The organism is Micromonospora sp. NPDC049679 (assembly GCF_040659735.1).
Lineage (GTDB): Bacteria > Actinomycetota > Actinomycetes > Mycobacteriales > Micromonosporaceae > Micromonospora_I.
Window position 1 is genome coordinate 16,651 of sequence record NZ_JBFANZ010000019.1, and the last position, 23,394, is coordinate 40,044.

Below are 23,394 nucleotides of genomic sequence, written 5' to 3' on the forward strand. Positions count from 1 at the left end.
CTCCGAGGTTGGTAGGGAAGGCCGCCGCGAGGGCTCGGCGGCCTTCCCCTCTCACACCCACCGCCGCAGCGTCTACGGCATCCAGCGATGGGGAGTAGGAGTCGGGGCAGGTTTTCGTTTCCGAGATGCGCCGGAGGTCCTGCCCCGACGAGGGGGTGAGGTGAACGCCTGCCAAGGAGTTCGGCCTCGGGTAGAACCTATGATGCGCGCGCATCATAGGTCAACCCAGTGATGGGCTCTGATCTCTGCGAATCTTGACTTCCCAAGTTCACGCGTGGTGGCATGAGATTGCCTGCCAAGGAGAGAACGTGCCGCCTTACCGCCACGCGTACCAGCGAATCGTCGATGATGTCGTCGCCGACATCGAAGCCGGTCGGCTGAAGCCGGGTGACAAGCTGCCCTCTGGCCGCGAGTTGAGAGAAAAGTACGAGGTATCGGCGATGGTCGTCCGCACGGCCGTCACCATCCTGCGCGATCGAGGCCTCGTGGAGTCGGTCAGCGGCGTGGGTGTCTTCGTCCTGGATCGTCCAGCCAAGTTGCCGTCGTAGCGGACGATGTTCCCGGCCACGCGCTCGCTCCTCATCACGATGGTCCAACGCGACTTCGACGGTTAGTTTCCGAGCGCCCAGCATCTCCGCAGTGTTCACATGGGATTTGCTGTACACCGGTCATACGACCACGACCTGAAGGAGTGACCTGCGGTGACCGACGTCCGTCAGGCGGTGCTGATCCCGGGACGGGGATACACGGTCCGCGAGCCGCTTTTCGCGTACGTGGCCGAGCTTCTCCGCCGGCGTCGTCTGCACGCGCACGGCATCGAGTGGGAGGTGCCGCAGGACCTGGCCGAGGCGGAGCGCGGTCCGTGGGTGCAGCGGCAGGCCGCCGCGGCGATCGACGAGCGGACGGCGCTCCTGGTCGGCAAGTCGTTGGGCACCCTGGCCGCACCCGTCGCCACCGAGCGTCGGCTGCCGGCGGTCTGGCTGACGCCGTTGCTCCGCTATCCGGGACTCGCCGAGGCGTTCGAGCGGTCCGAGGCGCCGTTCCTGCTTGTGGGCGGAACCGCAGACCCCTCGTGGGATGCCGCGACCGCCCGTCGGCTGACCCCGCACGTCCTGGAGATCCCGCACGGCGACCACGGTCTGCTCGTACCCGGGCCGATGGCCCGCTCCGCGGACGCGCTCGGTCAGGTCTGCACCGCGATCGAACAGTTCCTCGAAGATCGCGCTATTTCCCGGATATAGGTGCCTCCCCGTCGCGCGAGCAACAACATCCCTGACGTAGCGCGATCCTGCGGCGGGGCGGCGCCGCGGCAGCGCGGGGGAGCGGTCAGGGCGCGAGGTCGGCGCCGCGGAGCAGGCTGCGCAGGCCGAGTTCGGCGCTGAGCGCGGGCGGGCAGTCCGCCACGATCGCGGCGGTTCCGACGACGACCGCGCCGCGCGCGGCGACCACGTGGTGCAGGGCCCGGAGCTGCGCGCCGGTCGCCACCCAGTCGTCCACGAGGAGCACCCGGTCGCCGGGGTGCAGATGCCGATCGCGTACGCCGAGCGCGAGCGAACGGCCGCGGTAGTCGGCGCCGGTCCGCGCCCATGTCATCGGCTCGGCGATCCGTCGGCCTCCGCCGTCGGTCTCCCCGGCGTGCTTGTAGGCCGGCAGGAAACCGACGCCGAGCGCGGTCGCCACCAGTGGGCCGAGCAGGAGGCCCGTGACCTCGGGAGCGATGACGACCGTCGGCCGCTGCGCGGTGTAGAGCGACGCGAGTGCGGGTCCGAGCCCGGCCAGCACCAGCGGATCGCGCCACCAGCCGGAGACGTCGCTGACCAGGTGGGTGCTCTGCGGCCCGGGATCGACCCACCGGAACGTGTCGATCAGCCGTGCCCTCAACTCGTCGTGCACCGCACCATCCTGCGGCACGGCCACGACGGCGCTGCTCGCGGTGGGCCGAAAGGCCAAACATTTCACCGCAAGATAGGGCAAAAGGGTGCCATCACGTTGACATCGGAAGTGCTTCGCTCGCTACGGTCCGATGCGGTTCTGTTATCAACCGGAGGGACGAGCCCGGTGGCTGGAAGGCACGTCAAGACCCCTCGGTCCCACCTGGGCCCTATCGCCTCTGCGGCAGTCGTCGCCGCGGTCCTGGTCGGCGGCGCCGGGGCGGCCCACTTCGCACCGCAATGGACGGACGCGAGCGAGCCGGCCCCCGCGGTGACGACCACGACCGCCGAGTCTTCGCCGAGCAGTACGCCTGCCCCGGCGTCGCCGAGTCCGACCGCCGCGAGCCCGACCGCCGCGAGCCCCAGCCCGACCCGGGCGGACGCCGCCGCCGCGACCGCGAGCCCCCGCCCCAGCCGGACTCCCGCCCGGGCGTCGCGGAACAACACCCGTAGCGCGGCCCCCGCGCCGGCGGCCCCCAAGCCCGCGGCCGGCGCCGTCACGAGCGGCACCTGCGGCGCCTCCTATTACGACGAAGGGCAGGCCACCGCCAACGGCGAGCAGTTCGACCCGGAAGCGCTGACCGCCGCGCACAAGACCCTGGCGTTCAACACCCGGGTACGGGTGACGAACCCCGGCAACGGCAAGTCGGTCGTCGTGCGGATCAACGACCGGGGCCCGTTCGTCAGCGGCCGCTGCATCGACCTGTCGCGGGCCGCGTTCCGGGCCATCGCGTCGCTGGGGATGGGCGAGTTGACGGTGAAGTACGAGGTGCTCGGCAAGTGATTGCCACCGACCAATCAAACTGACTGATCAGTCAGGGCGCTCGGCCGGCCGACCGGCACCCGCAGATGTTGATCTTTTGCGAGGCACCGGGTGGCCAAATCGGGATCGGCCGACGGGTCAACTTCGTTCAGTCCCGCCCTTGGATCAGGCATGCTGTTCCGCGTAGCCATGCACATAATCCCGACGGGCCGCCGCCCGATGAGCTCAGGATCCCGCGCCGGCATCGGCGCGGCCCTCGTGCTGCTCGCGCTCGTCTCCGCCGTTGAACTCGCGGACGGGTCCGGCACCAACTATGTGGGGCTGGTCGCCGCCGCGCCGTTCCTCGCCGCGGCGTTCGCCAGCTGGCGGGTGGTGCTCGGCGTCGGGGCCGTGGCCACGATTGTCGGTGGGGCGTTCGCGTTGACCGGGCAGATGGTCTCCATCGCCACCGCGATCAACGTCATCGGCATCGGGTTGGCCACCGGGCTCGCCGGCGCGGTAGCCGCGATACGGCAGCGGCAGGCCGAGCGGATCGCCGAACTCTCCAAACTCGCCTCGGTCGCCCAACAGGCGGTGCTGCGTCCGCTCGGCCCGCAGGTCGGCACCCTCGCGGTCGCCGGCCGCTACATCTCGGCGACCGCCGCGGCCGACATCGGCGGCGATCTCTACGAGGCGCTGGACACCCCGTACGGCGTGCGGATGATTATCGGTGACGTGCGCGGCAAGGGGTTGGACGCGGTGCGGCTGGCGAGCATCGTGCTCGGTTCGTACCGGCACGTCGCCTACGAGCGGGCCGATCTGCGCGCCATCGTGGCCGACCTCGACCGGGCGGTGGCCCGCAGCGTCGGCGACGAGGACTTCGTCACCGCCGCGTTGGTGGAGGAGCGGGGCGGCACCCTGACCATCGTCAACTGCGGTCATCCCGCGCCGCTGCTGCTCCGACGGGGTCAGGTGATTCCCCTGGAACCTCCGGCCCCGGCCCCGCCGCTGGGCTTCATGCCCGTGGTCCGCCCCCGAGTGGAGCGGCTCGAGCCGGGCGACCGCCTGCTGCTCTTCACGGATGGGCTCGGCGAGGCCCGCCGGGAGGGCGAGTTCTTCCCGACCGCCGATCGCGCCTGGCGCCTGCTGGGGCACGGCACCGTCGGTGATGGGCTCGCCTCACTGGAGACGGCGTTGGTCGAGTGGGTCTACGGCCGGCTGGACGACGACATCGCTCTCGTGCTGATGGAATACTCCGGGCCCCGCCCGGTCACGACCGGTGCCGTCCCGAGCTGGGAAGTCGGCGCCGTAGAGAGCTGAGCCGAGGGCTCAGGCGACTCGGGTGGCGGCGGCAGGCGCGGCCGGACGGGACGATTCGGGCGCGCGGTGGCGGCCGATGTAGCGGCGTGTCGGCTCGAAGAGCGCGTCCAGAATCTTCGCAACCATGGTGGCCTCCCCTTTGACCTGCGGTTATTCGCAGTAGTGCGTTGGTGGGACGCCAATATCCAGTCTGATTCCCTGCTAAACCGGCGAGGCCATGCCGAAGAGTGAACGACGCGCGGGTTGTGGTTGTGGTCACTTCCAAGAGGCGACTTGTCGCACCTACCCGCCAGTAATATAGTGACGTTACTGACCGGTAACACTTGCCCGGAAGCGGGGGCGCAGCGCATGAGCCACTACAAGAGCAATCTCCGTGACCTTGAGTTCAACCTCTTCGAGGTCTTCGGTGCCGACCAGGCGTTCGGCCACGGGCCGTACTCCGATCTCGACGTCGACACGGCGCGGGACATCCTGGCCGAAGTCGATCGGCTCGCGCGCGAGGACCTCGCCGCCAGCTACGTCGACAGCGACCGCAACCCGCCGGTCTTCGACCCGGCGACGCACACCGCACCGCTGCCGGAGTCGTTCAAGAAGTCGTACAAGGCGTTCATGGACGCCGAGTTCTGGCGGATGGACCTGCCGGAGGAGCTCGGTGGCACGAACGCCCCGCGCGCGCTGTGGTGGTCCCTCGCCGAGCTGGTTCTCGGCTCGAACGCGCCGATCTGGATGTACGCCTCCGGCCCGTCCTTCGCGCACGTGCTGCACGTCGAGGGCACCGAGCAGCAGAAGAAGTGGGCGAAGCTCTTCATCGACAAGCAGTGGGGCTCGACCATGGTCCTCACCGAGCCCGACGCGGGCTCGGACGTGGGCGCCGGTCGGACGCGCGCGATCCCGCAGCCGGACGGCTCGTACCACATCGAGGGCGTGAAGCGCTTCATCACCTCGGGTGAGCACGACCTCTCGGACAACATCGTCCACTATGTGCTGGCCCGTCCGGTCGGCGTCGAGGGCGCCGGCGGCCCGGGCACCAAGGGGCTCTCGCTCTTCGTCGTGCCGAAGTTCCACTTCGACGAGGAGACCGGCGAGCTGGGCGAGCGCAACGGCGCGTTCGTCACCAACGTCGAGCACAAGATGGGCATCAAGGTCTCGAACACCTGCGAGGTGACGTTCGGCGAGCACGGCGTGCCGGCCAAGGGCTGGCTGCTGGGCGACGTACACGACGGCATCCGGCAGATGTTCATGATCATTGAGTACGCCCGGATGATGGTCGGCACCAAGGCGATCGCGACCCTCTCCACCGGCTACCTGAACGCGCTGGAGTACGCCAAGAACCGCGTCCAGGGCGCCGACCTGCTGCGGTCGACCGACAAGACCGCGCCGCGGGTCACGATCACCGACCACCCGGACGTGCGCCGCTCGCTGATGCTGCAGAAGGCGTACTCCGAGGGTCTACGCGCGCTGGTCTGCTACACGGCGAGCTGGCAGGACAAGGTCGCCATCGCCGAGGCCGCGGGTGACGAGAAGGGCACCAAGCTGGCCAAGCGGGTGAACGATCTGCTTCTCCCGCTGGTCAAGGGCGTCGGCTCCGAGCGGGCGTACGAACTGCTCGGCGCCGAGTCGCTGCAGACCTTCGGCGGCTCCGGCTTCCTGCAGGACTACCCGCTCGAGCAGTACGTCCGCGACGCCAAGATCGACACCCTGTATGAGGGCACCACCGCGATCCAGAGCCTCGACCTGTTCTTCCGGAAGGTCGTGAAGGACGGCGGAAAGGCACTGATGAACATCGCCGGAGAGATCCAGGCGTTCATCGAGTCCGAGGGTGGAAACGGACAGCTCAAGGTAGAGCGGGCGGCGCTCGGCAAGGCGCTCGCCGAGGTCCAGAACATCCTCGGCATCATGACCGGGTGGCTCGGCGAGGCGCAGGCCGGCGAGCAGCGCTCGCTCTACAAGGTCGGTCTCAGCAGCCGTCGGCTGCTGCTCGCCGTCGGCGACCTGGTCGTCGCCTGGCTGCTCCAGCGGCAGGCGGACGTGGCGTTGCGGGCGCTGGGCGGCGAGGTCTCGGCCACCGACCGCAGGTTCTACGAGGGCAAGATCGCGGCCGCGCGGTTCTTCGCCCACGAGGTGCTGCCGCGTATCGGCTCCGACCGCCGGATCATCGAGTCCACCAACCTGGACCTGATGGAGCTTTCCGAAGACGCGTTCTGATCCCACCGAACTGCCGCGGTGGGTTTACGGGGCGGCCGGCGAGCATCTGCTCGCCGGCCGCCCCGCTGTCTGCCCGGCGCCGCCCGCCGTTTGACCCCATAGGCCGAGGGTAGGCGTTATAGGGAACGCACAACTTGGAGCGACTGCGACAAGGAGTGCAACGAGATGGGCATCGGTAGTGGAATTTTTCTTATCGCCCTGGGCGCGATCCTGGCGTTTGCCGTCCGCGCGGATGTCTGGTGGCTCGATGTGCACGCGGTCGGTTGGGTGTTGATCTTGGCCGGCGCCACCATTGTCCTCTCCGTGCTCTGGTTCTGGAACGACCGGCGCCGCCGGGCCCGCACCGTGATCGTGGAGGAGAACAAGTTGTCCCACCCGGCTCAGGTCTGTCCACCTCCGGCCGAGCCTCCATCACCGCCCTGCTAGACGGGCACCTCCCGCCCCGGTCGGCCGTTACGGCCCGCCGGGGCCTTTTCGTGTCGCACCCCCGGTGTCGCATCCGTGGCGCGACGCACCGGCCCGAGGTGTCGGTCCGGCCCGAGGTGTCGGTCCGGTCCGGCCGCTCAGCGGCGTCAGTGCGGCGCGCGGGCGGTGTGCGCGGCGAGGAGTGATGCGGCACCAGGAGCGCATTCCCGCCACGAGCCGGTTAAACGGTGAACGGCCACACTGCTCGTGCGCAATCCGTCGGAGTCTTCCGTCAGCGCCGGATCGAGCAGCGCGGAGAGCTCGGAGATCGCCGGGTTGTGACCGATGAGCAGGATCGCGGAGACGGGCTCATCCGCTTCGCGCACAAGAGCCAGCAACTCCTCGGCGCCGCCCGTGTAGACCGTGTCCTCGTACCGGACCACGGGTGCCGACGTGGACCGCGTGGTCTCCGGCGAGGCCCCGGCGGCGACCGAGGACTCGGCGCGATCCAGGCGTGCCGCCGGAGCCGTCGCCTCGGCCAGGGCCAACGCGACCCCGTGCCAGGTCTGCCGAGTCCGCTTCGCGGGTGAGCAGATCACCAGGTCCGGCAGGTGGCCGCTGTGCGCGAGCCAGGCGCCCGCCGCGGCGGCGTCCGCGTGCCCCCGCGCGGTGAGCGGGCGGTCCACATCGGCGAGGCCGTCGGGATTCTCGGCCTTCGCGTGCCGTAACAGCACGATGGTGCGATCCGACATACGCCCAGCTTGCCTGATTGAGAGTCGAAGCACGTGGGTAACTCAAAACCCGCCGCAACCTCGTGAGCGGCCAGGGCTGGCAGAAGACGCCAGCCGATAGCCAAGGAGGGACAAAATGGGCATCGGTGGGAGCATTTTCCTGCTCGCCCTGGGCGCGATCCTGGCCTTCGCGGTCGATGCGAACCTGGGCTTCATCGACGTACATGTGGTCGGCTGGGTGCTCATGCTCGCCGGCCTCTTCGGTCTGATCCTGACCGTGTGGTTCTGGCAGAGCCGGCGCCGCACCGTCGTCACCCGGGCGCCCGTGGAGGAACACCGCGTGGCCACCCCGGTTGAGACGGACCGGGTGGTCGAGGAGTACCGGGAGGTCCGGCGCCCGGGTAACCCCGTCTGACCCGACCAACCGTCGTCCCGGCGCGGACCGCTTTCAGCGGTTCGCGCCGGTCGCCGTCCCCGCCCCGTTGCTCCGCGGAGCGACGGGGTCAGGCGTAGAGGGCGAAATAGACGACGATGTGGTGGCAGAGCGCCGCCACGAGCGTGCAGGCGTGGAAGAACTCGTGGTGCCCGAAGACGGTGGGCCACGGGTTGGGGCGGCGCAGCGCGTAGAAGACGGCGCCGACGCTGTAGGCGAGACCGCCGACGATGAGCAGGACCAGCGCGGTGACCCCGCCGCGATGCAGGATGTCCGGCAGTACGGCGACCGCGACCCAGCCCAGCGCGATGTAGAGCGGAGCGCTCGCCCATCGGGGCAGATGCGGCCAGATCAGCTTCATCGCCACCCCGCCGAGCGCACCGAACCAGACCAGCGTCAGCAGGATGGTGGCGTTGTCCTCGGGGAGGAGCAGCAGGCAGAAGGGTGTGTAGGTGCCGGCGATGAACACGAAGATCATGGAGTGGTCGAGCCGGCGCATGATCTGATAGCCGCGCTCCGACCACACGCGACGGTGATAGAGCGCGCTCGTGCCGAAGAGGCCGCAGACCGTGAGGCTGTAGACGAGACAGCTGATCAATGGCGCGAGGCCGGGTCGGGTGGCCGCCAGGGAGCAGAGCACGATGCCGCTCACCAGGGCGACGAAGAACGCGTACGTGTGCAGCCAGCCGCGCATTCGGGGCTTGCCGATGTCGACAGGCTTCAGTCGAAGGGGGGCTTCAGTCGTCACCCCCCTAGGTTACGGCACCGTAGGTTACCCGTGGGTAGTGAGCCGGCTCACGACCGACCCCGGTAGCTGCGCCGCCGCTCCGCCCGGCGGTCCGCCGCCGTCGCGGGGACTACCGTGCGATTACATGGACCTCAACGCTGACCTCGGCGAAGGCTTCGGCATCTGGCAGCTCGGCGACGACGCCGCGCTACTCGACGTCATCACCTCGGCGAACGTCGCCTGCGGCTTCCACGCCGGCGACCCGACCACGATGCGACGGATCTGCGCCGACGCCGCCGAGCGCGGCGTCGCCGTCGGCGCCCAGGTCGGCTACCGCGACCTGGCCGGATTCGGCCGGCGTCACATCGAGTACGCCTTCGACGTGCTCCGCGACGACGTGCTCTATCAACTCGCGGCGTTGGACGGCTTCTGCCGCGTGGCCGGCACCCGCGTGCGGTACGTCAAGCCGCACGGCGCCCTCTACAACACCGCCGCCACCGACGAGCTCCAGGCGTCCGCCGTGGTGGCCGCGGTCGCCGACTACGACCGTTCCCTGCCGGTGCTCTCTCAGCCCGGCTCGGTCCTCGCGCGGCTCACCGTCGGCGCAGGACTGCGCGCCGTCGGCGAGGGCTTCGCCGACCGTGGCTACCTGCCCGACGGCCGGCTGGTGCCCCGCTCGACGCCGGGCGCGCTGGTCGCCGACCCCGACGAGGTCGCCCGGCGCGCGGTACGCATGGCGGTCGACGGCGAGGTCGTCCCAGTCGACGGTGGGGTGATCCCCTGCCGCGTCGAGTCGATCTGCGTGCACGGCGACACCCCCGACGCGGTCACCCTTGCCCGGCAGGTCCGCGCGGCGCTCGCCGACGCTGGTCTGGATCCCGCACCGTTCAGCTGAGCGACCCGCGCGTCCCCGAACCTGCGGCAAGACCGCGCTGCTTCCGGTATGTACTGCCTTCCTCGTCGCGCGAGGCCACCACATCCGCGCAGTAGCGCGATCTTCCGGAGGCGGGCGGCGTGGGCGGGGCGGGCGGCGCAAGCGGTGCGGTGGGGTGCGGGGTGTCAGGTGTCCAGGCCGCGCAGGATCAGGGGTAGGCGCGCGGTGCCCGCTTCGGTGACGCGGACCGGGACACCCCAGTCCTGACGGGTCAGGTGGCAGGCCGCGTGCTCGATGTCGGCGTCACACGTCGCGGCCTGAGCCACCACCTGCAGCACTCCCTCGGGCACCGCCGGGTTGATGACGAGCCGACGCACCAGGTCGGTCGTCGACCCCGCTCCCTCGCTCAGAAGCTCCGGCGGCGAGGCCGACACCTCCAACCGCGTCGAGGGGCCGAACGAGTCGTCCAGCTTCTGCCCGGGGGCCGGCGTGAAGATGATCTGCAATGCCACCTCGCCGGCGGTGAGCTCCGTCGGTGGACGCTCCGTGCGGTGCCGCTCCCCGGCCACCGTGGTCGCGCCCGCCGCCGAGAGCGCGCCCGGCGCGAGCCGGGTCAGCCGGTGCGCGGCCGACTCGACCACGAGCACGTCGCCCTCCTGACTGAGCACCAGGTCACTCGGCTCGGCCAACCCGTCCGCAACGGTGGAGACCGCATTGGTCACCGGGTCGAACCGGCGTACCGCCCCGTTGTAGGTGTCGGCGACCAGCACCGATCCGTCCGGCAGCGCGCAGACCCCCAACGGGTGCTGCAACAGCGCCTCCGCCGCCGGACCGTCCACGTGGCCGAAGTCGAACAGGCCCTGACCGACCGCGGTGTGGAGCGCGCCTTCCTCGACGAACCGCAGCGCGCTGGTCTCGCTGTCCGCGACCCAGAGCCGCCGACCGTCCGCCGATGCCGAAAGCCCCGAGGGCTGCGCCATCCACACGTCCGGCAACGGTCCGTCGCGCAGCGCCTCAACCGTCGTGCCCGCGTACACGCCGGTGGTGCGCTTCACCGGATCAAACCACCAGAGCTGATGGATGCCGGCCATGGCGACGATGACCCGGTCGTCGTACCACGCGACATCCCAGGGGGAGGAGAGGTCGATCGAGACCGCGTCGTGCGGGTGGTTGTCGACCGTGGAGCGCCACTGCCGGCCCGTACCGGCGACCGTGATCACGTCGCCGGTTGCGAGGCGTACGCCCCGCAGCAGGTGGTTGACGGTGTCGGCGACGATCACGTCGTAACCGGCGATCTCGGCGGTCTGCCGCGGCAGCAGGCAGAGTCCCTGCGGCTCGGAGAAGCCCGCCTGGTGCGGTGGACCGTCCGCCCGACCCCGCGCGCCGGAGCCGATCCGGCGCACCACCGTCTCGCCGTCCGAACCCAGCTCGACCAGGGAGTGCCGGGCCGAGTCGGTGACCAGGAAGCCGCCGTTGTCGAGTCGCACGGCCTTGCCGGGGAAGCGCAGCGCGGTCTCCGCCCCGGCCGGCGGGACGTAGGGCCCCTCGCCCCGGTGCAGGGTCCCCTTCGCCTCGTGCGCCGCGATCAACTCCGTGATGAGCCGCGCGAGGCCGTCGGCGTGGCCCTCGCCCGCCATCGAGGCGACCACGTAGCCCTCCGGGTCGACCACCGACAGCGTGGGCCACGCCTTCGCCGCGTACTGCTGCCACATCTGCAGTTCCGGGTCGTCCAGCACCGGATGCGCCACGCCGTAGCGCTCGACCGCCGCCGCCACGGCGGCCGGATCCCGCTCGTGCTCGAACTTCGGCGAGTGCACGCCGATCACGACGAGCACGTCGCCGAACTCCTCCTCCAACGGCCGCAACTCGTCGAGCACGTGGAGGCAGTTCACGCAGCAGAAGGTCCAGAAGTCCAACAGAACGATCTTGCCGCGCAGGTCGGCGAGGTGCAGCTCGCGTCCGCCCGTGTTCAGCCAGCCTCGGCCACGAAGCTCGGGCGCCCGAACGCGGGCGGTGCGGATATCCGTCATGTCGGTAATCCTGCCTGACACGGTTGCGCCGCCGTCGGTTACCCGGCGGCCGCGTCCTTCAGGCAGAGCACCTGGTCCTTACCGTTGCCCTCCACGATGACGTGGGGCTGTCCCGGATCCGGGCACTGCTCCTTGGTGTCCACCTTCGAGACGATGCTGTACGCGCCCTGCGAGGCACAGTCGACGGGCTTGGCATTCTGGCCGGCCTGCTGGACGCAGTCTCCGACCTTCGGGTTGAACCCCCCGTCGGCGGGCTGCGTGACCAGCCAGACGATGCCCAGCGGGACGACCAGCAGCAGCACCGCCACGGCGAGCACGGCGAGCAGAACCCGACCATTGCGCACCTGCGGCACCGGCTCCGCCTTGGGTTCCTCCTTCGGCTCGGCCTCCTGCTTGAAGGAATCGAACCGGCCCTGGTCCTGGTCCTCCGCCGGCCACGAGGGCGCCTCGGACCCCGTCGGGCGGGACGGGTGGATCGGGCCGGCCGGCGCGGTCTGGAACGGCGCGTCGTAGCCGCCGCGTCCGGAGGGGTCCCGGTCGCCGGAAGCGCCGGGCCGGGTGAACCCGGCCGGGGGACTGGTCGGCCTGACCGAGTCGATCAGATCGGCGTACGGCGGATCGTACGAACGCGGCCCGTGCACCACCGGATCGAACGCCGGCGCCGCCGGGGCGGGCACAGCAGCCGGGGGAGGCGCGACGCGAGCCGATCCCGACACCGGCCGCTGACCGGGATTGCCGAAGGCCGGCGGTGTGCTCGGCGGCGCATAGCCGGACTGCGACTCCTCCTCGGAGCGCTCCGACACCGCTGGCCGGCCGTAGACCCGCGGTTGCGGGCTCGGCATGGCGGTCGGCAGGGCCGATTCGTCGCCGGGGGGCGTGACGCGACTCGCGACGGGGACGGACGCGCTGGCGGAGACCGCACGGGATGCCGAGGCGGGCCGGGCGGGCTCTGCGGCCGGCGACACCGGAACCGCCGCCTGCGGCTCGACCGCGTCGCGCGGATGCGGCACGGGCTGACCGACGGACGCGCTGCTGTGCGCCGGATCGAATCCGGGACGCTCGGCGGCGGGGGACTGCGGAGCCCATGCCTGCTCCGCGGCCATGCCCTGGTCCTGCGGTTCCGGGGCGGCCGACCTGAAGGTCTGCGGGGCGGCTGTGGCCCGGTAGGGGGCTTCGGTGGCCGGGCGAGGCGAGTAGGCCGGCTCGAAATCGTCGGGCGGAGACGCGGCGAGGGCGGCGCCGGGGACGCGTACCTCCTGGGGTGGCAGGGGCAGCGGGGTCCCCGCGAACGGTACCGCCGGAGGCGGCTCATATCCGCTCGGCTCGGGCCGTGATGCCTCATATCCGCTCGGCTCGGGCCGTGATGCCTCATATCCGCTCGGCTCGGGCCGTGATGCCTCATATCCGGTCGGCTCGGGCCGTGAGGCCTCCTGCCGCGGCTCGGGGCGTGCCGCTTCATTCCAGGTGGGGGCTGCGGCGGCCGGCTCGTCCCAGCCGGGCGCGGCGGCGGGCTCATCCCACGTCGGCGCGGTGCCTGCCGCGTCCCCGCGCGGAGCGTCGAAACGTGAGCCGTCGGACTGCGCCGCCTGGTAGCCGCCCGACCCTTCCTGCGCGGCATCGGCCGCTGTCGGTTGGGGACGCACGGGCTCCGAACGCACGGGCTCGGGGCGTACCGGCTCCGATCGCACGGGCTCCGGTCGCACGTATTCCGAACGCACGGCCTCCGGCCCGCCCGGCTCGGGGCGCGCCGCCTCGGGCCAAGTGGCGCTGCTCGGCTCTTGCGCGGGACGCTCGAACTGAGCGCGCTTCCGCTGCGGTAGCTCCGATCCGGTGTCCCGCGGGGGCGGTTGCGTGCCCATTCCCTCGTGGGACGCGGGGACGGTGGTCGCCTCGTCGATGGGGGGCGGGAACGCGGAGTCGTCCGGTCGTGACCGCGGCGTGGACTGCGCGGTGCCCCACGCCTCGCTGGCCGACCAGGGCTCCTGATCGGCGGCGACGGCTGCCCACGGGTTCTGCCGTCCGGACGTGCCGCTCGATCCGGCAGACGACGCGCCCTCGCCAGCGGAACTGTCCGTGGCGGTGCCGTACGACGGGCGTTCGGTGTCGGTGGGGGTGCCGTACGGAGGCTCGGCGGCCGAGGGCGGGGTGGCCGGCTGCGCGGAGGTCGGCTGCGTCGGGGTCGACGGCGCCGCAGACGCGGGCGCGGGCGGGTAGGGCACCGGTGAGGCGGCCCAGTCGGGCGGGAAGCCGGGGCTGGTGGGTGCGACCGGCGACGACTCGCCATCGGCCGGGGTGAACCCGCCCGTGGGTGCCGGCCACGGCGTGACCGGGGCCGATCGGACGACCGCGGGTGGCGCAGGTTCCCAGCCGGTCGGCGCCGGGGTCGTCGCCCAACCGCCGGAGGTCGTCGCCGGGCCTTCGTCGCCCTGCGGACGTACCTGCTCCGCGGCGCGGGTGGCCGGGCCGCCGTGCGGCGCTCCGCCGTTGCCCGGCGCGGTCTCGTCCGGCTCCTGACCCGGGTGCTGCAGGCCCTCGGACGTCATGTGCGCCTCCTCCATGACATGTGTAGCCGTGCCGCTTCGCTCGGCGTACCTGGCCTGGTTGCCAGCGACGCCGGCGAATCGGCCGTGCGCGCTCCCCGAACGTATCCGGTCGACGACCGATCCGTCCGGGCAGCGGGTCACCGTCCGGACGCCCCTGTGCCGTCGAGGAAGCTCGATCCACTCTGGTCGGGGGGGAGACCGGATGGCGACCGACGCCAACCGTACCGGTCGCGCCTGCGGGGAGGAATCCCGGTGTCAGCCGTCACGAAATGCCGATGACCCGCCCGGGTGGCAGCCCGGACGGGTCATCGATCTGGAGGAGGAGTAGTTGTCTGAGTGCCGCCAGGTCGCGGCGGGGTGGTGTCCCCGGCCCTGGCGGCGGTGCCGGCGTCAGCCGTAGTAGCGCTGCGCGATCACGAGGATCTCGTTGCGCACGGCCGGCGAGGTGGCGGAACGCAGCGCGCGCTCGATGGCCCGTGCGCGGCGGGTGGCGTCCCGGCGGGTGCGGAATCGGTCGATCATGGTGCTCATGGCGTGCTCCTTGGGCTTATTCGGTTGTTGGTCCGTCGTCGTCTGTATCCATTAGACCGCAGCGGGACCGCACCGTGCCATCGATTATTAGGTGAGCTGAGCCACGAACTGAATAATTTAAAGCCGCGCCTGGGGTTGAGCCGACGTTTCTGTCGCTCTACCGGGTGACTCCAGTGGGTGGAAACGACAAGGCCGGCGTGTCCCGGAGGTGTCCGGGGCACGCCGGCCAGGCGTTGCCAGTAGCGGTGATCAGGTCCAGGCGAGCAGCGTCGCCTCCGGATCGGCCAGGAACGCGCCGACATCGCGCAGGAACTTCGAGCCCAGCTCGCCGTCGATGATCCGGTGGTCGAACGACAGACCCAGCGTCGTCACCCGCCGTACCCGGATCTTGCCCTTGTGCACCCACGGCATCTCGCGTACGGCCCCGAAGGCCAGGATCGCCGACTCGCCCGGCGGCAGGATCGGCGTGCCGGTGTCGACGCCGAAGACCCCGACGTTGGTGATCGTCAGCGTGCCGCCCGACATGTCCGCCGGCGCGGTCCGTCCCGTCTTCGCCGTCTGCACCAGGCCCGTCATCGCGTCGGCCAGCTCGCGCAGCGACAACCGACCCGCGTCCTTGATGTTCGGCACGATCAGCCCCCGCTCCGTGGCCGCCGCGATGCCGAGGTTCACGTACTCCTTGACGACGATCTCGTCGCCCGCCCAGGTCGAGTTGACCATCGGGTGCCGGCGGACGGCGAGCAGCACGGCCTTCGCGACGAGCAGCAGCGGGGAGACCCGCACCTCCCGCCACTCCGGCAGAGCCCGGAGCCGGTCGAGCGCCTTCATGGACCGGGTCACGTCGACCGTGAGGAACTCGGTGACATGCGGCGCGCTGAACGCCGAGGCCACCATGTTCGCCGCGGTGAGCTTGCGTACCCCCTTGACCGGGATGCGCTGCTCACGATCGGCACCGAAGGACGGTGCCGTCGTGGTCACCGTCGCGCGGGCCGGCTCGGGCGCCGTGACCGCGCCCGCCGCCGCCAGCTGTACGTCGTCCCGCGTGATCGAGCCGAGCGGACCCGTCCCGGTCAGCGCGGTGAGGTCGACGCCCAGGTCCTTGGCGAGCTTGCGTACCGGCGGCTTCGCCAGCACCACTCCGCCCGCGCGGGTCCCGCGATCGTGCAGTCGTGGTGCCGTGACTGTGGGCATATCTGCGGGCTTGGGAGGCGCCACAACCGCACGATCGACGGGAGCCGCCGGCGTTGCGTCGGTCTTGCGGGGCCGGCGCTTGGCCGCAGTCGTCCGCGGGCCGTACCCGACCAGCACCGCGGTGCGGCCACCCGGCGCCGGTCCACCGATCAGACCGGGCTCGACGGCGCCCTCGGCCGGCGCCACCTCCACCGCGGCGAGCGACGCCGCCGACGGCGCCGGCAGGTCGGCCTGCGGCTCAACCGGGCCCGCGCCCGGCTGCGTGTCGATCGCGATGATGGCGCTGCCCACCTCGACCGTGGTGCCCGCCTGATGGAAGATCGCGTGCACCTGGCCGGCCCACTTCGCCGGGATCTCCACCGCCGCCTTCGCGGTCTCGACCTCGACGATCGGCTGATTGAGCTCGATCGTGTCGCCCACCTTCACCAGCCAGGCGAGAATCTCGCCCTCGGTGAGCCCCTCCCCGAGGTCGGGCAGGTTGAACTCCTTGATCCGCGACATCGCGGTCACCACCCGAACGAACGGTCGACGGCGTCCAGCACCCGGTCCAGGTCCGGCAGGTACTCCTCCTCGACGCGCGCCGCCGGGTACGGGGTGTCGAAGCCGGTCACCCGCAGCACGGGGGACTCGAGGGAGTAGAAGCACTCCTCGGTCACCCGGGCAGCCACCTCCGAGCCCATGCCCAGATTGGACGGCGCCTCGTGCACCACGACGCAGCGCCCGGTGCGGCGCACCGACTCGTAGACCACACCGAGGTCGAGCGGGGAGAGCGAGCGCAGGTCGATGACCTCCAGCTCGCGTCCGTCCTCGGCCGCGGCGGTCGCGGCGTCGAGCGTGGTGCGCACCATCGGCCCGTACGCCAGCACGGTCACGTCCCGGCCGGGCCGGACCACCCGGGAGCTGTGCAGGGGGTACGCCGACGTGAGCGGGGCGTCGAGATCGACTTCGCCCTTTTCCCAGTAGCGCCGCTTCGGCTCCATGAACACGATCGGATCGTCGGACGCGACCGCCTGCTGGATCATCGTGTAGGCGTCCTGCGGCGAGGCGCAGGAAACGACCTTCAGCCCCGCGGTGTGCGCGAAGTAGGCCTCAGGGGATTCGGAGTGGTGCTCGACCGCGCCGATACCGCCGCCGAACGGGATCCGGATGACGATCGGCAGCTTCACCTTGCCCTGCGAGCGGTAGTGCATCTTCGCCACCTGCGACACGATCTGGTCGTACGCGGGGTAGACGAAGCCGTCGAACTGGATCTCGCAGATCGGCCGGTAGCCGCGGATGGCGAGGCCGACCGCCGTGCCGATGATGCCGGACTCCGCCAGCGGGGTGTCGATGATCCGGTTGTCGCCGAAGTCCTTCTGCAGTCCGTCGGTGATCCGGAAGACGCCGCCGAGCTTGCCGACGTCCTCGCCCATGATGATGACCTTGGGGTCGTTCTCGAGCGCGCGGCGCAGGCCGGTGTTGAGGGCCTTGCCCAGGGTGAGAGTCTCGGTGGCCATCAGTGGGCGCTCCCCTCGAACGACTCCATGTAACGGCTGAACTGCTCGCGCTGCGAGTCGAGCAGCGGCGACCCGTTGGCGTACACGTGGTCGAAGAGCGTCACCGGCTCCGGGTCGGGCATGGCCAGCACGCGTTCGCGCAGGCGCACCGCCTCCCGCCGGGCCTCCTCGTCGATCTCGGCGAAGAAGTCCGCGTCCGCGATCTGCTGCTTCTCCACGAATGCCCGCACTCGGGCGATCGGGTCCTTGGCCTGCCACGCCTCCACCTCGCTGGCGATGCGGTAGCGGGTCGGGTCGTCCGATGTGGTGTGTGCGCCCATCCGGTAGGTGTAGGCCTCGATCAGGGTCGGGCCCTGACCGTGCCGCGCGTTGTCGAGCGCGGCGCGGGTGACCGCGTACGTGGCGAGGACGTCGTTGCCGTCGACCCGGATCCCCGGGAAGCCGAACCCGTCCGCGCGCCGGTAGAGCGGGATGCGGGTCTGCCGCTCCAGCGGCTCGGAGATGGCGTACTGGTTGTTCTGGCAGAAGAAAACCATCGGGGCGTTGAAGACGCCGGCCCAGACGAAGGCCTCGTTGACATCGCCCTGTGAGGTGGCGCCGTCGCCGAAGTAGGCGATGACCGCCTCGCCGTCGTCGCCGCCGGTCTTGCCGTCCATCGTGATGCCCATGGCGTAGCCGGTCGCGTGCAGCGTCTGGGCACCGATCACGATCGTGTAGGTGCCGAACTTGAACTCGTTGGGGTCCCAGCCACCCTGGTCGACCCCGCGGAAGAGACCCAACGGCATGATCGGGTCGATGCCACGGCAGTAGAGCACGCCGTGCTCGCGGTAGGTGGGGAACGCCATGTCCTGCGTGCGCAGGGCGCGGCCGGAACCGACCTGGGCGGCCTCCTGCCCGAGCAGGCTGGCCCAGATGCCCAGTTCTCCCTGGCGCTGCAGCGCGGTCGCCTCGGCGTCCAGTTTCCGCACCATGACGAGGTCACGGTAGAGGCCGCGGTATTCCTCGTCCGTGAAGTCGACGGTGTATTCGGTCCCGTCGGGGCCGGTCACCTTCTCGACCCGCTCGCCGTCCGGGGTGAGTAACTGAACCAGTTCCGGCTCGGCGGCGCCCGCCGCTCCCGACCGCCGTGGCCGGGCTGTGGTCTGCCTGCCGCGGGTGGTGGTCCCGCGGTCGCCCTTCGCCATCCGTCTCTCCCTGTCATGTGTGCGTCGGCCCCGGGGGTGTCCCGACCACGCAACTCTCCGCGCCCGCCGGCTTGTGCCGGACCGGGCTCTCTTCTGCCACGCCTAGCCCGGGTGGGGGTTGCCGCGCGGCGTGGACCGGGTTCTGGCGGAATCCGGTCCGGGAGCACCGACCCCGCCCCGCGGCTTCCGCTGGTGAAGCGGGAGGCCACGGCTGCGTTGCCGTCAGGTCCATATTCGCAGAGGAGGTGAGCCCGCCCACAGTGCGGCCTCGATCACCGTCGGAATCGTTGCCGTCTTTGCGGCACATGTACCTATTTGAGTTGGTATGATCAGAGGGCGACAGAAACTTGTCGCGATGACACGCTGTTTATGACTAGCCAACTGTGCGTTACTACGTCACTCTGTTGGTCGGACCTGCAACAGTCGGATGGGCCGACTTGCTCGCGCCCTTCCGGTGGATGTTGCGTGACGACGAGGAGTTCCAACCGTGCCGGACCACGGGGACGATCCCTTAGCCTCGACATCGGCCCGTCACCGGGAATCCGACGGCGGCCACGGGTCTTACTGGCAGACGGCCGGCGCGCACCGCGCCGACGATGGCCTGGCCGGCCCGACCCGTCGCTACGCGTTCATCGTCTCCGTGCTCGTGGTCATGACCTCTCTGCCGGTGCTGGCCGCGATCAGCGCCGGATCGTCGACCATCAGCGACACCGCCCTGCCCGGCGGCGCGACACCGTTCATTCCGCAGCCGTCGGACGGCCCGGTCGTCGTACCGCTGCCGCCGTCGGTGCTCCCGCCCCCGTTCGGCGGGCGGGGCGGAGACCCGATCGCCGCCCTGGCTTCGAGCCGCTGGCGTACGGCGTCCGCACCCCGACCGCCCTTGTCGGCGCAGCGCCCCGGCGAGGCGACATCCGTCGGGACGGCGCAGCAGTGGACGGACGGGGCCGGCGCGCGGTCGGCGGAGCGACCGCAGGAGTCGGGCCGGCCGGGCCCGCGGCCCTCCGGCGCGTCGTCCGACGAGTCGGACCACGGGTGCGGTCGAGGTTCCGGGCGCTGCCGGCCGACCATACCGCCGCCGTGTTCGTCACCGTCGCTCTCACGTCCGCCCGCCGTGCCGTCCGCGCCCTGGCGGCCGAGCCGGTCGGCTTCTCCGAGCGGCGCCTCCGGTCGCTCCGAGAAGGCGCCGCAGCGGGCCAAGCCGGCGCGTTCAACGCGGACCGCACCGGCGCCGGCGAAGTCGCGTAAGCCGCAGGTGAACGCGTCGCGTAAGGCCCAGGTGAACGCGTCGCGCAAGGCCCAGGTGAACGCGTCGCGTAAGGCCCAGGTGAACGCGTCGCGCAAGGCCCAGGTGAACGCGTCGCGTAAGCCGCAGGTGACCGCCAAGCGGCACCCGGCGGCGAAGCGCAAGTCGACGCACCGTCAGTACGAACACCGCCGCCACGGCGGCCACCGCCACGCCCGGCGCTGACGCCCGGCGCTGACGCCCGGCGCTGACGCCCGGCGCTGACGCCCGGCGTCCCGCCGCCGCCCGAGCCGTGACGTCCGACGTGGACGGTGCCTGCCCGGCAAGAGCCCCACGGGCGGGTCCTTCGATGCGTTCGGCCCCCGGCATGACCGCCGTTTTCCCCGTTCACGCGGCAGCGACCGGTGACTATGCTGACCGACGTCGATCAAGGTCCGGAGACCCCGGACGACTTGAACGGGAGGGCAGCGTGGCTCTATCCATTGGCACGTCGGGCCGAGGTCTACTGGCCATGGCGACCGCGGTAACCGTGGCGGTCGTGGTGGCACAGCCGCCCGCGCAGGCACATCCCCGGGACATCGGCTCCCGGGCGCTGCGCAAGGCGGTGACCGCCAACGGCGTTATCGGACATCTGAAGGAACTGCAGAAGATCGCCGACCGGAACGGGGGAACGCGGGTTTCCGGCAGCCCGGGATACGACCAGTCGGTGGACTACGCCGAAAAGGTGTTCCGCCGTGCCGGCTACCGCGTGACCCGGCAACCGTTCGAGTTCCAGACCTTCATCCCCAAGGCGCCGTCGGTGCTGCAGCGGGTCTCCCCGGCACCCGCCGCCGACCTGCCCAACCGGGTCATGAGCTACTCGGGCAGCGGTGATGTCACCGCCCGGGCGACCGTGCCGACCGGTGACGGCCTGGGATGCGCGCCGACGGACTTCGGTGCGGCGAACGCCGGCACGGTCGTCGTCATCAGCCGCGGTTCCTGTCCCTTCGGGCAGAAGGCCGGCAACGCCGCGGACGCGGGCGCCGCCGCCGTCGTGATCTACAACAACACCACGGGGGACCTCAACGGCACGCTCGGCAACACCTTCACCCGCGACATCGCCGCGGTCGGCGTCACGCAGGCGCTCGGCCAGGAACTGGTCGCACAGGTGGCGGGCGGTCTGAGCCTGCGGGTGCAGGCCGACACCTTCCGCGGGATGGCCAGGACCGAGAACATCTTCGCCGAATCACGGTGGGGCAACCCCAACAACGTCGTGATGGCCGGTGCGCACCTCGACTCCGTCGCCGAGGGGCCGGGCATCAACGACAACGGCAGCGGCAGTGGGGCACTGCTGGAGATCGCCGAGAAGATGCGCTGGACGCTGCCGAAGAACAAGGTCCGCTTCGTGCTGTGGGGCGCGGAGGAGGCCAGCCTCGTCGGCTCCACGTACTACATCGCCAACCTGCCGCAGGCGGAGCGCGACAAGATCGCGCTCTACCTCAACTTCGACATGGTCGGCTCGCCCAACTACGTGCGCTTCGTCTACGACGGTGACAACTCGGCCTTCCCGCCCGGCACCGGTTCCGCTCCCGGTCCGGCGGGCTCGGGCGCGATCGAGGCGCTCTTCCACAACTACTTCGCCTCGCAGGGGCTGAAGTCCGCCGAGACGCCGTTCTCGGGTCGCAGCGACTACGGACCCTTCATCGCGGCCGGCGTCGACATCCCGTCCGGTGGCCTCTTCACGGGGGCCGAGGGCGTCAAGACCGCCGAGGAGGCGGCTGCCTACGGCGGCACCGCCGGGGTGGCCTACGACCCCTGTTACCACCAGGCGTGCGACACCATCGACAACATCAGCAGGCAGGCCATCGAGGAGATGTCGGACGCGGTCGCGCACGCCGTCATCACGTACGCCTTCGACACCCGCAGCGTGACGACCCCGACCAACGGTCCGGCCAGCGGCTCCACCGCGCCCGCCCAGGGCGGCGGCGGTCTGCACGACCACAGCCACGAACTGGAGAGCTGACCAGCAGTCCGGTACCGGGAGGCGGCGCGTGCGTCGCCTCCCGGTACTCGGAAAACTGTCGCAGGGCACGGTTAGCGTGCCGGTATGGCTGTGAAGTACAAGCTCGCGTTCGACGCCGAGGATCCGCACCGGCTCGCCGCGTTCTGGGCCGAGGCGCTCGGCTACGTGGTCGAGGACCACTCCACGATGATCCGCGACCTGCTCGACGGCGGTGTGGTCGGCGACGCCGACGTCACCACGATGGACGGGCGACTGAGGTGGCGAGCCGCATCAGCCATCCGCGACCCCGCCGCCCCCGTCGACGAATACTCGGGGATGGGGCAGGAGGGGCGGGTGCTCTTCCAGGCGGTGACCGAGGCGAAGACGGCGAAGAACCGCGTCCACCTCGACCTCCACGTCGGCGAGGAGCAGCGGGCCGAGGTGATCGAGCGACTGAGCCGGCTCGGCGCACGCACCCTCTGGGACGGCCGGCTCGGTCCCCGGACGTGGGTGACGATGGCCGACCCGGAGGGCAACGAGTTCTGCGTGGCCTGACGCCCGTCCCCGGTCACTCGCCCCGGTCAGCTGCGCCCGGTCAGGTCGGCTCGTCCGAGAGGCGCTGGCGGTTGGCCTCGATCCAGGCGTCCAACGCCGCCGGGTCGTTCGGGTCCACCCCGTCGGCGATGAGTTGCGCCACCGCGGCGGTGGCGGGGCTGCGCCGCTCACCGGTCGTGTAGAGCCGGACGAACTCGGGGACCATCTCCTCGATCGCGGTGTCTGTCTGCTCGGCCGCCTGCTCCGGCAGGCCACGCCGCTGGCTCGCGTAGGCGGCCCACCCACGCACCACGCGGGGCAGCATCGCGGCATCGTCCATGTCGAGGACCGCGCGCCGGTGCACCCAGTCGAGCAGGAAGAGCCCCGCCACGGCCGGGCTCCAGCGCATCGGATCCGGGTCGGGCAGGCTCGCCGAGTGGTCGAGCACCAGACTGAGGCAGAAGTGCAACGACGGCAGGTCGGCCTCGCCGACGTCGTGGAGCCCGAAGCGGGCCGCCGACGGAGAGGCGAGGAACGCGCGTACGAGCGTCGTCCGCTCCTGGTCCGACAGCGGCTCCGGCTCGCCCTCCAGGACGATCGGGGCGGGCGCCGGCAGCAGCGCGAGGCGGACGCCGGCCAGCGCACGGTCGGTGGCGAGCGAGCCCTCTCCCGGCAGATCGCCGAGCTCGTCGGTGATGCTGAGGTGGCGGGCGACCTCGGCGCGCAGCCGCCCCGGGTCCTCCTCCCGGAACCAGGTCAGCTCGTCGGTGGCGCACATCTCGCGCACCTGCCCGAGGATCCGCTCGGCCGACCCGCCCACGAAGACGTCCTTGGCGATGCCGATGTTGTGATCGATCAGGGCGACGACGGCGTGTTCGGGACCGCCCGCCTCGCTGTCGTCGTACGCGAAGGTGGCCAGGTAGGAGGTCTGGTCGCCGTAAACATCGCCGTAGGCGTAGCTGCCGGTCAACCGCACCTTGCCGAGCTGTCCGGACCAGGACGGCGCCTGCGCGCCCGGCTTCACCGCCGCGGCGCCCTCGGCATCGGGCACGAGGGTGGCGAAGACGTTGCGGATCGTCGTGGCCGCCGCGGTGCGCCGTCGTCCGGTCGCCGCGAGGAACCCTCCGACGAAGTCCCGGATGGCGCCGGCGCGGTCCTGCTCCGCGATCGCGTAGACGCTGCCCAACAGTGCCGCTCCGAGCATCTCGGCGTCGAGCGCGCAGTCGAGCTTGGTGACGTCGCGGGCGGCCTGGAGCACCGCGTCATAGGGGGTCTGAGGCGTCGCCATGGATT

21 protein-coding genes are annotated in these 23,394 nt (G+C 71.0%); 10 read left to right on the forward strand and 11 right to left on the reverse strand.

The features are described 5' to 3' along the window. Positions 1-308: 308 nt before the first annotated feature. Both AB0J06_RS14625 and AB0J06_RS14630 read left to right on the forward strand, forming a co-directional pair. A complete protein-coding gene (locus tag AB0J06_RS14625) occupies positions 309-548 on the forward strand; it encodes a winged helix-turn-helix domain-containing protein (protein ID WP_357428500.1) in 240 nt (79 codons plus the stop codon). Positions 549-701: 153 nt separating this feature from the next. After that, positions 702-1,241 carry an alpha/beta hydrolase gene (locus AB0J06_RS14630; protein WP_357428502.1) on the forward strand — a complete coding sequence of 180 codons (540 nt, stop codon included), beginning with the start codon at positions 702-704 and terminating at the stop codon, positions 1,239-1,241. A gap of 85 nt (positions 1,242-1,326) precedes the next feature. Here AB0J06_RS14630 and AB0J06_RS14635 read toward each other — a convergent pair whose 3' ends face one another. Further along, on the reverse strand, positions 1,327-1,917 hold the full coding sequence (locus AB0J06_RS14635) for a phosphoribosyltransferase family protein (protein ID WP_357428504.1): 591 nt from the start codon (positions 1,915-1,917) through the stop codon (positions 1,327-1,329). A gap of 141 nt (positions 1,918-2,058) precedes the next feature. Here AB0J06_RS14635 and AB0J06_RS14640 point away from each other — a divergent pair, with 141 nt between their 5' ends. From AB0J06_RS14640 to AB0J06_RS14655, 4 genes are all read left to right on the forward strand, one after another. Further along, entirely contained in the window at positions 2,059-2,715 is a 657-nt protein-coding gene (locus AB0J06_RS14640; protein ID WP_357428506.1) for a septal ring lytic transglycosylase RlpA family protein, read from the forward strand. Positions 2,716-2,865: 150 nt separating this feature from the next. Beyond that, positions 2,866-3,993 (forward strand): PP2C family protein-serine/threonine phosphatase, encoded by a 1,128-nt coding sequence (locus tag AB0J06_RS14645; RefSeq protein WP_357428508.1) that lies wholly within the window; start codon positions 2,866-2,868, stop codon positions 3,991-3,993. Between the two features lie 348 nt (positions 3,994-4,341). Then, positions 4,342-6,198: an acyl-CoA dehydrogenase gene (locus AB0J06_RS14650; protein WP_357428510.1), complete on the forward strand. Its 1,857-nt coding sequence runs from the start codon at positions 4,342-4,344 to the stop codon at positions 6,196-6,198. Positions 6,199-6,363: 165 nt separating this feature from the next. Beyond that, entirely contained in the window at positions 6,364-6,624 is a 261-nt protein-coding gene (locus AB0J06_RS14655; protein WP_357428512.1) for a DUF6458 family protein, read from the forward strand. Between the two features lie 146 nt (positions 6,625-6,770). Here AB0J06_RS14655 and AB0J06_RS14660 read toward each other — a convergent pair whose 3' ends face one another. Continuing rightward, positions 6,771-7,355, reverse strand: coding sequence for a histidine phosphatase family protein (locus AB0J06_RS14660; RefSeq protein WP_357428514.1), 585 nt, complete (start codon positions 7,353-7,355; stop codon positions 6,771-6,773). A gap of 115 nt (positions 7,356-7,470) precedes the next feature. Between AB0J06_RS14660 and AB0J06_RS14665 the strand changes: the two genes are divergently transcribed. Beyond that, positions 7,471-7,749 carry a DUF6458 family protein gene (locus tag AB0J06_RS14665; RefSeq protein WP_357428516.1) on the forward strand — a complete coding sequence of 93 codons (279 nt, stop codon included), beginning with the start codon at positions 7,471-7,473 and terminating at the stop codon, positions 7,747-7,749. Positions 7,750-7,837: 88 nt separating this feature from the next. Here the strand turns inward: AB0J06_RS14665 and AB0J06_RS14670 are convergent, their stop codons facing one another. After that, a complete protein-coding gene (locus AB0J06_RS14670; protein WP_357428518.1) occupies positions 7,838-8,515 on the reverse strand; it encodes a hemolysin III family protein in 678 nt (225 codons plus the stop codon). A 124-nt stretch (positions 8,516-8,639) separates the two neighbouring features. Here AB0J06_RS14670 and AB0J06_RS14675 point away from each other — a divergent pair, with 124 nt between their 5' ends. Next, positions 8,640-9,389: a 5-oxoprolinase subunit PxpA gene (locus tag AB0J06_RS14675; RefSeq protein ID WP_357428520.1), complete on the forward strand. Its 750-nt coding sequence runs from the start codon at positions 8,640-8,642 to the stop codon at positions 9,387-9,389. Positions 9,390-9,553: 164 nt separating this feature from the next. On the opposite strand, the gene AB0J06_RS14680 is transcribed toward AB0J06_RS14675, so the two are convergent. The 7 genes from AB0J06_RS14680 to AB0J06_RS14710 all read right to left on the reverse strand — a co-directional run bounded on the left by AB0J06_RS14680 (position 9,554) and on the right by AB0J06_RS14710 (position 19,750). Further along, positions 9,554-11,389: an NHL domain-containing thioredoxin family protein gene (locus tag AB0J06_RS14680; RefSeq protein WP_357428693.1), complete on the reverse strand. Its 1,836-nt coding sequence runs from the start codon at positions 11,387-11,389 to the stop codon at positions 9,554-9,556. Between the two features lie 47 nt (positions 11,390-11,436). Further along, a complete protein-coding gene (locus AB0J06_RS14685; RefSeq protein WP_357428522.1) occupies positions 11,437-13,941 on the reverse strand; it encodes a hypothetical protein in 2,505 nt (834 codons plus the stop codon). A gap of 390 nt (positions 13,942-14,331) precedes the next feature. Next, a complete protein-coding gene (locus AB0J06_RS14690; RefSeq protein WP_357428524.1) occupies positions 14,332-14,472 on the reverse strand; it encodes a hypothetical protein in 141 nt (46 codons plus the stop codon). Positions 14,473-14,721: 249 nt separating this feature from the next. Beyond that, positions 14,722-16,164: a dihydrolipoamide acetyltransferase family protein gene (locus AB0J06_RS14695; protein WP_357428526.1), complete on the reverse strand. Its 1,443-nt coding sequence runs from the start codon at positions 16,162-16,164 to the stop codon at positions 14,722-14,724. A gap of 5 nt (positions 16,165-16,169) precedes the next feature. Further along, positions 16,170-17,159, reverse strand: coding sequence for an alpha-ketoacid dehydrogenase subunit beta (locus AB0J06_RS14700; protein WP_357428528.1), 990 nt, complete (start codon positions 17,157-17,159; stop codon positions 16,170-16,172). Further along, the gene (gene pdhA, locus AB0J06_RS14705) at positions 17,159-18,343 is read right to left on the reverse strand and encodes a pyruvate dehydrogenase (acetyl-transferring) E1 component subunit alpha (protein ID WP_357428530.1); all 1,185 of its coding nucleotides are present in this window, start codon (positions 18,341-18,343) and stop codon (positions 17,159-17,161) included. Before pdhA ends, AB0J06_RS14700 begins: the two co-directional genes overlap by 1 nt. Positions 18,344-18,964: 621 nt before the next feature. Then, entirely contained in the window at positions 18,965-19,750 is a 786-nt protein-coding gene (locus tag AB0J06_RS14710) for a hypothetical protein (RefSeq protein ID WP_357428532.1), read from the reverse strand. Between the two features lie 347 nt (positions 19,751-20,097). Here AB0J06_RS14710 and AB0J06_RS14715 point away from each other — a divergent pair, with 347 nt between their 5' ends. Continuing rightward, complete coding sequence (locus AB0J06_RS14715) at positions 20,098-21,588, forward strand: M28 family metallopeptidase (RefSeq protein WP_357428534.1); 1,491 nt, start codon at positions 20,098-20,100, stop codon at positions 21,586-21,588. An 84-nt stretch (positions 21,589-21,672) separates the two neighbouring features. Continuing rightward, the gene (locus tag AB0J06_RS14720) at positions 21,673-22,122 is read left to right on the forward strand and encodes a VOC family protein (protein ID WP_357428536.1); all 450 of its coding nucleotides are present in this window, start codon (positions 21,673-21,675) and stop codon (positions 22,120-22,122) included. Positions 22,123-22,162: 40 nt separating this feature from the next. Here the strand turns inward: AB0J06_RS14720 and AB0J06_RS14725 are convergent, their stop codons facing one another. Next, positions 22,163-23,389: a hypothetical protein gene (locus tag AB0J06_RS14725; protein ID WP_357428538.1), complete on the reverse strand. Its 1,227-nt coding sequence runs from the start codon at positions 23,387-23,389 to the stop codon at positions 22,163-22,165. Positions 23,390-23,394: the final 5 nt, after the last annotated feature.